Source organism: Acidovorax sp. SRI_002, from assembly GCF_057586455.1.
Genome location: NZ_JBYCZW010000003.1, coordinates 281,577 through 295,013, shown reverse-complemented (window position 1 = coordinate 295,013; position 13,437 = coordinate 281,577). Strand labels below are relative to the sequence as shown.

Sequence of the window (13,437 nt, the reverse complement as noted above, 5' to 3'; positions counted from 1 at the left end):
ATCCCAGCCGCACCCGGCGCGCAATCGGTCCCGACACGGGGCTTGCATCGCCGGTGCCACACATGGCGCGTGGGGGCTTGGGCTGGCCTGTTTCCTGCTGCATATTGCCGTTTCTCCTATTTCATCAAGGAAATTTCGCCATGCAATTCAAGCGTTCCCTGCTTGCGGCCGCTACCCTGGCCCTGGCAACCGTTGCTCCCACCGCGTCGGCAAAACCGTTCAAGTGGGCAGGCTCCAGCGACATCCAGACCATGGACATCCATTCGCAAAACAGCGCCCTGGGCAATGGCATCCATGCGGCTGTGTATGAGTCGCTGGTGATGTTCAACAGCCGCACGCTCAAGGTCGAGCCGCTGCTGGCCACCTCGTGGCAGCAGGTCAGCCCCACGCAGCTGCGCGTGAAGCTGCGACAGGGGGTGAAGTTCAGCGACGGCTCGGCCATGACGGCCGATGACGTGGTTTATTCGCTGCAGCGCGCGATGAGCAAGACCTCCACGTACTCCATCTACACCCAGGGCATGGACCGCATCGCCAAGGTAGACGGCGAGACCATTGACATCTTCCTGAAGAACCCCAACCCGGTGGTACTGAACCAGCTCACCGAGCTGCGCGTGATGAGCAAGGCCTGGGCCGAGAAGAACAACTCGGTCGAGCCCAAGGACATCAAGGCCAAGGACGAGACCTATTCGCACCGCAATGCCATGGGCACCGGCCCCTTCGTGCTCAAGGAATGGGTGCCCGACCAGAAGATCGTGTTCGCGGCCAACCCCCACTGGTGGAATGCAGGCAAGGCCGAGGGCAACGTCACGGAGATCACCTACACCCCCATCAAGTCTGAAGCCACGCGCATCGCCGCGCTGCTGTCGGGCGAGGTGGACATGGTGCGCGACACCAGCATTCAGGATCTCGCCCGCATCAAGGCCAACCCCGCCCTCAAGGTCATGGAGATGGTGGAGAACCGCACTGTGTACCTCGCCATGGACCAGTTCCGCGAAGAGCTGGTGGGCAGCAACATCAAGGGCAAGAACCCGCTCAAGGACCTGCGCGTGCGCAAGGCGCTCTACCAGGCCATCGACAGCGCCACGCTGCAGCGCGTGACCATGCGCGGCATGTCCAAACCCACCGGAGCCATCGTGTCGCCGCTGGTCAATGGCTGGACGGAAGCCGTGGACAAGCGCCTGCCCTTTGACGCCAATGCCGCGAAGGCCTTGCTGGCCGAGGCAGGCTACAAAGACGGCTTCGAGGTGGACTTTGCCTGCAGCAACAACGCCATCGTGCAGGACGAAGAGCTGTGCCAGGCGATCACCTCCATGTGGTCGCGCATCGGCGTGAAGGCCAAGCTGCGCACGCTGCCAGCGGTCACCTATTACCCCATGGCACAGCGGCACGAGGCCAGCATTGCGCTGCTCAGCTGGGGCGTGCCCACCTTCGATGCGTTGTACACCCTGCAGTCACTCGTCCGCACCAAGACCACGGGCGGCGACGGCAACTACAACCTGGGCCGCTACACCAATGAACGCATGGACTACATCGTGGACCGTGTGAAGACCGAAACCGACCTGCCCGTGCGAAACCGCCTGCTCACCGAAGGCCTGCAGCTGCAGAACGACACCGTGGCACACATCCCCCTGCACAACCAGATGCTGGCCTGGGCCATGAAGAAAAACGTGGAGCTGGTGCAGCGGCCGGACAACCGGATTGACTGGCGGTTGATCAAGGTGAACTGACGGGAAGGGGGCGAAAGGCCGTCCGTTGACGGACGGCCTTTCGCGGGGCTCTTACGCTGGCAGATTCAGCCGCAGCACGCTGTTTTCACTGCCCACGTACAGGCTGTTGGCCTCGGGGCCGGGGCTGATGAACTTCACCAGGTTCAGGCTGGCGGGCAGCGCACCCAGGCGCACGCCGACCGGTGTGGGCTGGTTTTGCCCTGCCAGCAATTCCAGGCCTTTGGCCACGGTAAAGCGGTAGACGCCGCATGCGCTGGACAGGAAGACCTCGCCAGGGCGGCTGGGCAGCACGCACAACTGCAGGTAGTGCAGAGAGAACGCATGGGTGACATTTGCAGATGGCAGCGTAAAGGACTGGCGTGTGCCGCCTTCCAGCCGCACCAGCTCAGGTACGTAACGCACCAGCTTGCCTTCTGCGGTGGCCACGGTGCGGTTGCACAACACCCACGAGACAGGTGAGCTGCCGCCTTCGAACGCGAGATCCGTCACGTCCATGTACCACGGGCGCTGCTCCAGCGGTGGGTAGTTGGCGGCGGAATGAACCAGCTGCGGATCGCCAGCGACCACCTGAACCTGCCCGGTGGCGCTGATGGTGCCGATCACGGAGACGCCCGAGGCCGGAGGTAGTTCGGCAATGCCGGAGAGCGGCACCACCCGCGTCGCAAACCACAGCAGGCCCGTGGTGTCGGTGCGAAGAACCTGCGGGCCGGACGTCGGTAGGGGAGAGCGTGGTACGGGTGGGAAGTGATGGAAATAGGTACTCTGGACCCAGGGTTCCCAGGCATTGCTGGCGCCGCCTTTGGGCGAACGCAGAACCGTGTCGGTAGCGGGGTCGTAGGTCAGAAAGTAGCCGTATGCTTCTGCCAGGTGTCGGTAGGCTGGTGGGCGTTTGAGCAATAGCGAGGCCACTTGCCCGGTAGGGCTTACGGTACGGATGGGCGCGGGCGCACCGTACCCGGTTGCTTCGGCCGTGACCAGATACAAGAGCCCCGAGGTATCCGTACACGCATCAACACCGCTTTCGAAGTCGAAACGGGCTGAATCGCCAGTGCCGTCGCTATGCCCACGGTGGTCCTCCAGGCCCACCCACAGCTCAGGTACGGATTTGAGGAACTTGACAAGGTCCAGGCGGTAGAGCGCATCACCGTATGCACTGTTCACGCTCGAAACGCTGACGATCAGGTTGCCGTTGAGGGGGTGGGCTATGGCTGTTTTCACGCGCCCTGGCAATTGCCATTCCAGTTGGCGTGTTCCGTCCAGCGCGTAATGTGCCGCTGTGCCGGACGTAGCGTTCACCCCCCAGTACCTGTTGCTGTCATTCTTGACCGGAGCAACGGGCGTGACATTGGCTGGCCAGCTGTGGGGCAGGATGTTCCATGTGTATTCCCCCGAGGGCGACCTGGCAAGTTCCGCCCATTCCACGAAGTTGCTCGGTGATTCGGTCGTGAACCGCCGAATGGCCCCGGCGTGGGAGACGACCAAAAGGCTGTTTCGGGGCGTGGATAGTAGTGAGGTAACAGTTCCATCGGGGGCCAGGGTACGCAGGGTGTCCATCCCGTTCGGATCAGATACCACCCTGTCCAGGAAGTACACCAGGCCATCACCCGCGAGCACGGGACTTCCGAAAGAAGCGATCCGGGCGGCCGAGCCCTTGCCGTCCTGCGGCACGGTGGCGCCGAATCCACCGGCCAGGGGCACTGGTGTTCCGTCTTGCAGGAACGAGACCACGTATCCGCTGTCACCAGAGCGGAACTGCGCAACGAGGTAGCGGTCCTGCGCGTCAAAGACCCCTGAGCTAGCCGCAAGTGCGAGGGGAAAGTACGACAGGGTGCCCTGCGCGGACACCCGCCCCACCATATTTCCTGCGTCAGGTTCGTTGCCGGAATACCCAGTGAACCAAAGTTCCCCCTGGCTATTGAACGAATGCCCTGCTGCCGTTACTGGCAAGCGGGCGTCGGTGGAGGTTCCCGCCATTGATCCCGCCCCACCCAACGCGCCCGCCACAAGGCTGAGTGAAGCAGGGCCTGGCGCCGGAGGGGGCGGTGCAGGGGGTGGGGCGGGTACTTCGCTGCCCCCGCCACCGCCGCAGGCGGTAAGCCCGGAAGCAGTCATCCACAAGGCAAAGTGACGTCGTGTGAGAGCGGAAGCGGCTGTCTCGTCAGGTGGGTTCATGAAGAATCTCCGAAGTGTGAACAGGGGGTGCGGTCAGTCAGCGGCGGATGCGCGCGCATGCCGTCTCAACCGGGAAGACCCAATCGCAGTACGCTGTTTTCGCTGCCTACGTACAGGCTGTTGGCATCGGGGCCGGGGCTGATGAACTTCACCACGTTCAGGCTGGTGGGCAGGGCGCCCAGGCGCACGCCAGCTGGCGTGGGTTGGTTCTGCCCAGCCAGCAACTCCAGGCCCTTGGCTACCGTCCATCGGTACACGCCGCATGCGCTGCACAGGAAGACCTCCCCCGGGCGGCCGGATACAACGCACAGCTGGTTGTAGTGCATGGAGGCGTAGTCGGTCTCGTTCGCGGAGGGCAGGGCGAAGGACTGGCGCGTGGCACCTTCGAGGCGCACCAGCTCTGGTGCATAGCCCAAGAGCTTCCTGTCGGGGCTCAAGATGGCCCGGTTGCACAGCACCCAGGAGATTGGGGAGCTTCCTCCTTCGAACGCCATATCTGTCACATCCATGTACCAGGGGCGCTGATCCAGCGGGGGATAGTTGGCGGCAGTATGGACGAGCTGTGGATCGCCTACCACCACCTGCACTTGCCCCGTGGCGGATATCGTGCCGATCAGGGAAGTTCCTGAACCGGGAGGTAGCCAATCCAGGGTGATGGGCAGCGTCCGTGTCGCAAACCATAGCAGGCCTGTGGTGTCGGCGCGCAGAACGCACATGCCTGAGAACCCCGGGTTTGCGCCAAAGTATTCGCTCCTTACCCAAGGCTCCCAGGCAGTGCTCCCCGCCTTGGGTGCGCGCAGCAGGGTTTGGTTTTCCTTGTCGTAGGCCAAGAGGTAGCCGTACGCGCTGGACAGCAGCTGGTATCCCCATGGGTATGTGACAGGCATCGAAGTCACCTGGCCTGCCGGTGTGACGGTACGCAGCGGCGTAGGGACCGACTGCGGCGGCGTACCGGGCAGTGGGATCTGAGCCCCCACTGCCACATACAGCGGGCCCGATGCTTCCGAGGTGGCGCGAGCACCGCGTTCAAAATCAAACCGTGCTGCATCGCCCTGGCCGTCCGTGTGCCCGCGCTGATCGGCCAGGCCGACCCAGGGCTGCGGCACAGCGGTCGGTGTTTTCACCCTGTCCAGCACCAAGAGCACGCCGGGGCTCTCGAGGGAGGATTGGTCCAGAGGGCCCCGCCACGCATGCGCCACCAAGTGTCCGGTGAGGGGGTTGGACACCGCCGCATCCACCCGCCCTGGCAGCTGCCAGACGTCCGTACGCGTGCCATCCAGCGCGTAGTGGGCCATCGTGTTGAACGCAGCGTCAAAGCCCCAGTACATGTCGTTGCTGCCTTTGACGGGCGCGAAGGGTTCGGCGTGGGCCACACTTCGCCAGTTGTTCGGCAGGACTTCCCAGAAGTATTGCCCTGACGAGGCCCTCGCCAGTTCCGCCCATTGCACGCGGTTGTTCTGAAAATCATCGGTAAACCTGCGCACTGCCCCAGTGGGGGAGGCGATCAAGCGGCTGTTATTGGGCACCGGCAGCAAGGAAACCACGGTTCCATCGGGGGCCAAAGTTCGCAGCGTGTAGTTGGCGGCGCCAGTATCGCGGTCCAGAAAGTACACCAGCCCATCGCCCGCCAGCAGCGGGTTCCCGAACCAGAGGATCTGCGCCGCAGGGCCTTTGCCATCCTGCATGGTGGTGGCGTTGGGTTGGCCTGCCAGCGTCACCAGCGTTTCATTGTCGAAGAACGAAACCACAGTGCTGGAATCGCCCAACGCAGCATGGGCGATCACGTACCGGTCTTGCGCATCAACGACCCCGAGAGTGACGGGCATCTGTTGGTTGAACGCAAAGTACGACAGCGTACCTTCTGCGGTGATCCTTCCTACTTTTTGTTCACGGCCGTACCTGCCAACGAACCAAAGATCGCCCTTGCTGTTGAAGGCATGCCCGGCCATCACTGGGGGCAAACGTGCATCGGTCAACACGCCTGGCAAAAATCCTGAGCCGCCCAATGCGCCCGCCATCAAACTGAGAGAGGCTGGCCCCGGTGCGGGACCGGGCGGTGGGGCTGGCGCGGGGGCGACCTCTCCCCCGCCACCGCCGCAGGCCGACAAACCAGAGGCCGTCATCCACAGGGCAAAGTGGCGGCGAGTGAGGGCAGAGGAAACCTTCTCGGTCGAAGTGCGCATGGACAGTCTTGTGAAAGTTGAGAAATGACTGCTTATAAAACACCCCGGTTGCAAATGTGGAGGTTGTTACCAGGAGTTGCAGTGACGCGCGTGCCAGCTGTGAGCGCCGAGCACTGCGGGCACGCAGAGTGCGCGGGCGTTAGCGCGCGGGCTGCAGCATGATGATCGCCATGCCCGCCAGCGCCACCAGTACGCCCGCCGCATCCCAGGGTGTGGGCCGGATGCCATCGACCACCCACAGCCAGGCCAGCGCCGCGCCGATATAGACCCCGCCATAGGCCGCATACACGCGCCCCGCGCCTGTGGTGTCATGCAGCGTGAGCAGCCACGCGAACAGGGCGAGGCTCAGCGCTGCAGGGATCAGCAGCCACATCGGCTTGCCCTGTTTGAGCCACAGCCAGGGCAGGTAGCAACCCACGATTTCAGCCAGGGCGGTGGCGATGAAGAGCAGCAAGGTCTTCATCATTGTTCGGGGCCGCGAAGGGCGGTGGATGGTGGTGCTTCTGGGCTGGTTGCCAGCCACTGGCGCAGCGCCAGTTCGCCCTTGGCGGTGAAGTGCACGACGCGCGAGCCCTGTGCCCGGTGCGCCCATCCGCCGTCGAACAGGCGTTGCAGCAACGCAGCGCCCAGCGCGCCGCCCAGATGGTGGCGGCGCTCGCTCCAGTCCAGGCAAGGGCGGCACAGCATGCGCCGCTGTTGCGCCAGTGCCGTGGTGTCAATGTCCACCTGGGCAAACCACTGCGCGCCTGCGGGCGTCACCGCTGCACCCTGGGGCGTGGCGTGCAGCAGCCCCTGGCGCACCAGGGCTTCGTAGAACTGCACGCCCACTTCACCGGCCAGGTGGTCGTAGCACATGCGCGCGCGGCGCAACGCGGGCTCCCGGGGGCTTGCGCGCAGGCGCACGGCACCGGCGCGGAAGGCCACGTTCATGAGCGATTCCAGCAGGTGCGCCACATCGCGATCGGCCAGCCGGAAGTAGCGGTGGCGGCCCTGGTGCTCGACGGTCAGCAGGCCGGCATCGAGCAGCTTGGCCAGGTGGGCACTGATGGTCTGCTTGGTCACGCCTGCCACCGCCGCCAGTTCGGTGGCCGTGAGTGCGCGGTCGGCCATCAGGGCCGTGAGGACTTCGGCGCGCGCGCTGTCGCCAATGAGCGCGGCAATGCGCGCGATGTGGGGGCCATCTTTCATGGTTCGATCTTGGGCGAACCATCGAAGGGCGTCAACCGCCTATCGTGAAGCCCTGTCCACCAACGACTTCTGAACACCATGATCACCTGCTTTATCCGCTACGACATCGACCCCTTCCAGCGCGAGCTGTTTGCCGAATACGCGCGCCGCTGGGGCCAGATCATCCCGCGCTGCGGGGGCCACCTGATCGGCTATTTTTTGCCGCACGAGGGCAGCAACTACGAGGCCTGGGGGCTCATCGGCTTTGAGTCGCTGGCTGCCTACGAAGCCTACCGCGCCCGCCTGCGCTCCGACCCCGAAGGCCGTGCCAACTTCGCCATGGCGCAGGAAAAGCGCTTCATCCTGCGCGAGGAGCGCACGTTCACGCAGGGCGTGGAAGGCACGCTGGACCTGCCCGCACACCCACTGGAGATCAGTGCATGATGGCCGTCATTTTCGAGGTACAGCCCGCTCCGGGCCAGCAGGACGCTTATCTGGGCGCTGCCGCTGCGTTGCGGCCTTTGCTGGAGCAGATCGACGGGTTTATCTCCATCGAACGGTTCGAGAGCCTCAGTGCTCCCGGCAAACTGCTGTCGCTTTCGTTCTGGCGTGACGAGGAGGCAGTGGCGCAATGGCGCCAGATGGAAGCCCACCGCGCCACGCAGAAAGCAGGCCGCGAGCGGGTTTTCGACAACTACCGCCTGCGCGTTGCCGCCGTGGTGCGCGACTACGGCATGCACGACCGCAATCAGGCTCCCGCAGATTCACGATCAGTGCACACCTGACGGGAGCCTGCGCTCCCGGCTACGACGGCCGTGCTGCCGGGCAAGCCTCGCCATGGCCGCGTTTCGAACTGTGGTGGTCTGCGCAAGCGCAGGAGAAAGGGGGCTGCCACCCAGATGTGCTGCTGGGTCAGCGCCCACCGGCGGCGGATGCGGAGACGGGAGAGATCCGCAGGAGGGGCAAGCCTTCAGCAAGGTGACACAGCGCCGCTCATGCTGCCCTGGCACAGGTGCAGGCTGATCCGCGCCCGGTTCAATAGCAGATCGCACAGCCACGCGTACACCAGCGCGATGTATGCCAGCTGCGCCCAGCCCACGTAGCTGCCGAACACGACGGTGTGCAGCCAGTTCTGGCCCCAAAGGTAGATGGCGCTGCTTGCCAGTGTGGCCAGAAGGAGGGTGGCGGTGGTCGGTACCAGCGATACCCCACCGGCGCCGTGGGGTGGCCGCCATGCGGCCAGGCCCAGCAGGGCGAATGCCAGGGCATTGGCACCGCTGAAGATGCGCAATTCGCGCAACAGCTTTTCGGCCGTGTCCATGTAGGCGCTGCGGATCAGCGCATCGAGCTGGGCCTGCATCTGCTGTGCGGTGCCAATCTGCAGTTCCAGCCGTTGTTGCCGCCGTTTGCGGCACTCGCACGCCGGAATCCCCATCTCGGCCGCAATGGCCGCGACCCGGGCGGGCAGGCCCGCAGACAGCGCCTTGCGAGCGGCGTCGATCTCCTGCTCCTTGCCGCGCAAGAAGACCCGCGCCTGGGCGCTCAGAAAGCGTTCGTCCAGGGCCCGGAGCTTTTCGCCCGTCTTGTGCTCGATCTGCTGGCGGATCAGCTCGCGCGCACCGTGTTCAATCCAGGTAGGTTGCAGCAGCGATACCAGCAGCAACCCGCCGAAGGCGGCGCTGCCCAGCAGGGACAGCAGAAGTACGAAAGAGCGAAACAAGGTGGAGGTCTCCGATGTTCAGTGCAGCTTAGCTCTGCGCAGACCGCACGTCGGCACATCCACTTTCGAGTACCAGCCGGCCCAGTGCGGGCTCCGTGAGCCGGTAGCTCAGCCGTTCGGCCACGCGCTCGGCACCCAGGCTTTCGTAGAACAGGATTCCCCGGGCGTTTGAAGCCTTCACAGGCCAGTCGATGCGGCGGCAGCCGTGTTCCATGGCATATCGGGCGAGCCCGTGCATGAGCGCCCGGCCCGCACCCTGGCTTCTTGCGGCCGAACTTACATACAACTCTTTGAGCTGGCAGTGTCTGCGCTGGTCCTCTGCAAATTCGACCAACGAATACACCAGCGAGAACGCCGCCAGGCCCACCACAACGCCATCGCTGCGCGAAGCCACCAGCAAACGCTGGGCGGAGCCGGGCGCCAAGAGGTTCTGGCGAAGATGCTCCATCACCACCTGCCGAGGGGGTGTGGCGCCTTGGTTGTAGAAGGCGTGCAGTTCGCACAGCAGGTCGACCAGTGATGCATGCTGGTGTTCGGCGACCAGCTCAATACGAAAGCGGTGTTTTGTGGGATGGGGGGCCTGCATATGGTTTTCTCACCAGGAAGCGTCTGCAACAGGACGAGCCGCGCATTCTGGCCCCTCCTGCGTGTCCAATGGCCATCGCATCACAGTCGGTACACGCCCTGCGGCGTGCTTCGCGCAGGGGAAAGTTGGTCAGGACTTCCCTGGGCCATGCCGACCGTGGGCGTGCGTTGTGTGTACCGCCTGCCTAGGCTTTCACCGCAATCACTTCCATACAGACGCGGTACCGCTGGCTGATGCCATAGCGCACGGGCTTGAAGCCACATTCGGCCAGCAATGCATACAGGCGGTCGCGGTCGAAGTTGTGATAGTGCTCGATTTCACCCCAGTACGGGTTCGCATTGCCGGCGTCCAGTGCCTTCCAGACCATGGAGCCCGAGTTGGGCATGGAGATCAGCAGCACGCCACCCGGTTGCAACAGTCGGTGGGCGGCATGCAGGCCCACCTTGGGATACGGCATGTGCTCCAGCACATCTGCCATGCTGATCACACTGGCGGGGCGCGACAGCTCGAACCCTTTGACATCCTGGCAATGGGCTGCCACGCCCCATCGGCGCAACTCTTCCACCGATTGCGGACGCAGATCCAGGCCCACAGGCTCGAAGCCGTACTCGTGCGCCGTGAACAGAAGCGATGCATTGCCAAACCCCACGTCCAGCCACGTGCCGCCGGTCTGGTAGGGCAGCACTTTCTCAATCATCTGCGCAGACACATAGCGCTGCCGCTCCAGGTCATAGCCCACCACCTGGGATTCGTTGGTGCCACGGAAAACGATATTCAGCGCTGCTTCGGTGTAGTAGCCGCTGCGAAAAACATGCTGGCACGCCGCGCATTGGCTCCAATGCATGGTGCGAGAGAGTTCTTGGCTGTAGCGAGGGTGGTGGGAACAGTCCGCACTGCGCAGCGGACGAAAGGCTTTGCTCTCGCACAACGGGCATGCCTGGTAGTCGATCAACTCATTGGCCAGGACTGCGGGGGTGTTTGCTGGAGGCCTGTAAGTCACCGGCGCAGCTGGGAAGGAGTACTTGATCATTGCCTCATTCTAGGAGCCTGTGATCTGCGCATGAGGAGCGCCCTGGCGTCACGCCGAATTGCAAACGCCGCAAGCGCAAAGAGCACGGCCCACGAGACGAAAGCTCCGGTCAGTACGTGCAGGAGGTAGGCCGGGGCCCCGCCCTCGGGCACGAGCCAGTACACCACCGCAGTGGGAGTGATGTGGACAAGGAGTGCAGCCGTTTGGATGCCGGGCCACAGGTAGGTGGTCGAAGCCCATCCAGGCGGCAGGACCCCACAGTGCCAACGCGCCGACAGCCGCCGAGAAACCGATACCGACCAGCACGACCGGCACCGCGGCGCGCAAGCTCTTCATGCGGCCAACCAACACTGCACGGTTCCAGCGTGCCGCTTCCAGCAACCGATGGGAGCGGGGCGGAGCGCTGGGACAGATCGAGCGGCGTGAAAGCGAGCCGTGCACCCACAATTGCTATAAAAATGATAGCTTTTCGCGCTTGTCAGACAAGCGCCAGCTGTCAAAAATACCTCTAATTTGAGCCGCGCCAACCAGCGAGCCCGTTCACGAGGCGGCCCACTCACAGCGCAAAAATTTTCCCCGGGTTCAGGATGTTCTTCGGGTCCAGTGCCCGCTTGATGGCGCGCATCATGTCCACCGCGCCCGTGCCGATCTCGTCCAGCAAAAAGCCCATCTTGTGGATGCCCACGCCATGCTCACCGGTGCAGGTGCCGCCCATGCTGAGGGCGCGGGCCACCAGCGTGTGGTTCATGGCTTCGGCCTTGGTGCGTTCTTCGGCGCTGTTGGGGTCGATGAGGTAGCCGAAGTGGAAGTTGCCGTCGCCCACGTGGCCGACGAGGAAGTAGGGGATGCCGCTGGCTTCGACCTCGTCCACCGATTCGAGCAGGCAGTCGGCCAGGCGGCTGATGGGCACGCAGGTGTCGGTGCTGATGGCGCGGCAGCCGGGGCGGCTTTGCACGGCCGCGAAGTAGGCGTTGTGCCGGGCGGTCCACAGGCGGGTGCGTTCTTCGGGCGTGCTGGCCCATTCGAAGGCCTGGCCGCCGAATTCGCTGGCGATGTCCTGCACCATCTCGGCCTGTTCTTTCACGCTGGCGGGCGAGCCGTGGAACTCCATGAGCAGCATGGGTTCTTCGCGCAGATTGAGCTTGCTGTGCGCGTTCACCATGCGCACCGTGTGGTGGTCGATGAGTTCCACGCGCGCAATCGGCACGCCGATCTGGATGGTCTGGATGGTGGTGCGCACGGCAGCCTCGATGCTCGGGAACGAGCAGATGGCCGCGCTCACGGCCTCGGGCAGCGGGTACAGGCGCACGGTGATCTCGGTCATGACGCCCAGCGTGCCTTCGCTGCCCACCAGCAGGCGGGTCAGGTCGTAGCCCGCGCTGCTCTTCTTGGCGCGGGTGCCGGTGTGGATGACCTCGCCGCTGGCGGTCACCACCTCCAGCGCCAGCACGTTCTCGCGCATGGTGCCGTAGCGCACGGCGTTGGTGCCGCTGGCGCGGGTGGCGGCCATGCCGCCAATGCTGGCGTCGGCGCCGGGGTCGATGGGGAAAAACAGGCCGGTGTCCTTGATCGCATCGTTCAGTGCTTTGCGCGTGATGCCGGGCTGCACGGTCACCGTGAGGTCTTCGGCATTGATGCTCAGCACCTGGTTCATGCGGCTCACGTCGATGCTGATGCCGCCCTGCACGGCCAGCAGGTGGCCTTCAAGCGACGAGCCCGCGCCGTAAGGGATGACGGGCACTTCGTACTGGCTGGCCAGCTTCACCGCGTCGGCCACATCCTGCGTGCTTTCGGCAAACACCACGGCGCTGGGCGGCGGGGCCTGCAACGAGCCCTCGTCGCGCCCGTGCTGCTCGCGCACGGCCTGGGCCAGCGAGCACTGCGCGCCAAAGCGGGCCTGCAGCGCATCGATGAGGGCCTGGGGCACGTCGCGCAGCTTGATTTCGGGCAGCAGGTGGGCGGCAGCGGTGGGGGCGTTCATGGTGTGTGTCTCCGGTGGGTGCGGTCAGTGAGAAGCATTCTAGGTTCGGCCCCGTGCAAGGGTTCTGGGTGATCCAACTTGGGCCTGTGCGGGGATGCGGGTATTCACGGGCTTGTGGGTCGGCGCCTGCATAAATACATTACGTTTGAAATGTATATTGTGAAAGCGCCATGAACCACCGTGTTTCCCCCAAGGCCGGGGTGCGCCGCACCCATGCCGAACGCAGCGCCGCCACCCGCCAGCACCTGATCGCCACGGCCATCGACGTGATCCAGCACCGCAGCCTGGAGGAGATGTCCATCCACGAGCTGGCCAAGTCGGCGGGCATGACATCGGGCGCAGTGCAGCACCACTTCGAGTCGAAGGCGGTGCTGATGATGAATGTGCTGAGCGAGCTGATCGAGTCCACCGTGCGTTCGGGCGAACTCTGGCCCAGCCCCGCGCTGCCCGCGCGCGAACGGGCCGCGAAGTTTGTGCAGGCGGTGTGGAGCCTGGTCTATGCGCAGCCGCGCTTCATCGTGGCCTGGAATATCTACCTGGGCTGCCGCAACCAGCCCGAGGTGCTGGGCCACATTGCCGAGCTGCGCCAGAGTGTGCAGGCGCGCATGCACGAAGGCTTCTTCACGGCCTTCCCCGAGTTGGCGGCAGAGCCCGACCGCGATGGCCTGCTGGGCCTGGTGCTGTCGTCGTTGCGCGGGCTGGGGATGCTGCAACTGTTTGCGCCAGCACAGCCATCAGCGCCCGATGCTGTCCAGCAGGCGCAGCTGGCCTGCCTGGCCGACTGGATCGCCACCCGGTGCGAGGCCGCAGCAGCCTCTGCGGCCACGCCCGCGAAGGTGCGCACGCGCCGCCGCTGACCCGTCTTTGCCTG

12 protein-coding genes are annotated in these 13,437 nt (G+C 64.5%); 4 read left to right on the top strand and 8 right to left on the bottom strand.

Annotated elements, in window-relative coordinates; genetic code table 11:
• The first annotated feature begins 140 nt into the window (after nucleotides 1–140).
• Nucleotides 141–1,727, top strand: a complete 1,587-nt coding sequence (locus AC2YJX_RS09515) for an ABC transporter substrate-binding protein (protein WP_487255892.1) — start codon at nucleotides 141–143, stop codon at nucleotides 1,725–1,727.
• A 51-nt stretch (nucleotides 1,728–1,778) separates the two neighbouring features.
• Here the strand turns inward: AC2YJX_RS09515 and AC2YJX_RS09510 are convergent, their stop codons facing one another.
• The 4 genes from AC2YJX_RS09510 to AC2YJX_RS09495 form a co-directional block, all read right to left on the bottom strand.
• Nucleotides 1,779–3,584, bottom strand: a complete 1,806-nt coding sequence (locus AC2YJX_RS09510; protein ID WP_487256098.1) for a hypothetical protein — start codon at nucleotides 3,582–3,584, stop codon at nucleotides 1,779–1,781.
• A gap of 380 nt (nucleotides 3,585–3,964) precedes the next feature.
• Entirely contained in the window at nucleotides 3,965–6,082 is a 2,118-nt protein-coding gene (locus tag AC2YJX_RS09505) for a hypothetical protein (RefSeq protein WP_487255891.1), read from the bottom strand.
• Between the two features lie 139 nt (nucleotides 6,083–6,221).
• Nucleotides 6,222–6,545 carry a YnfA family protein gene (locus tag AC2YJX_RS09500; RefSeq protein ID WP_487255890.1) on the bottom strand — a complete coding sequence of 108 codons (324 nt, stop codon included), beginning with the start codon at nucleotides 6,543–6,545 and terminating at the stop codon, nucleotides 6,222–6,224.
• Entirely contained in the window at nucleotides 6,545–7,270 is a 726-nt protein-coding gene (locus AC2YJX_RS09495; protein ID WP_228896999.1) for an ArsR/SmtB family transcription factor, read from the bottom strand. The genes AC2YJX_RS09500 and AC2YJX_RS09495 overlap by 1 nt, the downstream gene beginning before the upstream one ends.
• Before the next feature lie 78 nt (nucleotides 7,271–7,348).
• Between AC2YJX_RS09495 and AC2YJX_RS09490 the strand changes: the two genes are divergently transcribed.
• Nucleotides 7,349–7,693, top strand: a complete 345-nt coding sequence (locus AC2YJX_RS09490; RefSeq protein WP_010465174.1) for an NIPSNAP family protein — start codon at nucleotides 7,349–7,351, stop codon at nucleotides 7,691–7,693.
• The gene (locus AC2YJX_RS09485) at nucleotides 7,690–8,034 is read left to right on the top strand and encodes an antibiotic biosynthesis monooxygenase family protein (protein ID WP_487255889.1); all 345 of its coding nucleotides are present in this window, start codon (nucleotides 7,690–7,692) and stop codon (nucleotides 8,032–8,034) included. Before AC2YJX_RS09490 ends, AC2YJX_RS09485 begins: the two co-directional genes overlap by 4 nt.
• Nucleotides 8,035–8,219: 185 nt before the next feature.
• Here AC2YJX_RS09485 and AC2YJX_RS09480 read toward each other — a convergent pair whose 3' ends face one another.
• From AC2YJX_RS09480 to AC2YJX_RS09465, 4 genes are all read right to left on the bottom strand, one after another.
• On the bottom strand, nucleotides 8,220–8,969 hold the full coding sequence (locus AC2YJX_RS09480; protein ID WP_487255888.1) for a hypothetical protein: 750 nt from the start codon (nucleotides 8,967–8,969) through the stop codon (nucleotides 8,220–8,222).
• A 28-nt stretch (nucleotides 8,970–8,997) separates the two neighbouring features.
• A complete protein-coding gene (locus tag AC2YJX_RS09475) occupies nucleotides 8,998–9,555 on the bottom strand; it encodes a GNAT family N-acetyltransferase (RefSeq protein WP_121421810.1) in 558 nt (185 codons plus the stop codon).
• A gap of 184 nt (nucleotides 9,556–9,739) precedes the next feature.
• Complete coding sequence (locus tag AC2YJX_RS09470; RefSeq protein ID WP_055396210.1) at nucleotides 9,740–10,399, bottom strand: class I SAM-dependent methyltransferase; 660 nt, start codon at nucleotides 10,397–10,399, stop codon at nucleotides 9,740–9,742.
• 742 nt (nucleotides 10,400–11,141) lie between these two features.
• Nucleotides 11,142–12,566 (bottom strand): FAD-binding oxidoreductase, encoded by a 1,425-nt coding sequence (locus AC2YJX_RS09465; protein ID WP_487255887.1) that lies wholly within the window; start codon nucleotides 12,564–12,566, stop codon nucleotides 11,142–11,144.
• Between the two features lie 170 nt (nucleotides 12,567–12,736).
• On the opposite strand from AC2YJX_RS09465, the gene AC2YJX_RS09460 reads away from it, so the two are divergent.
• Nucleotides 12,737–13,423, top strand: a complete 687-nt coding sequence (locus AC2YJX_RS09460; RefSeq protein ID WP_487255886.1) for a TetR/AcrR family transcriptional regulator — start codon at nucleotides 12,737–12,739, stop codon at nucleotides 13,421–13,423.
• Nucleotides 13,424–13,437 lie beyond the last annotated feature (14 nt).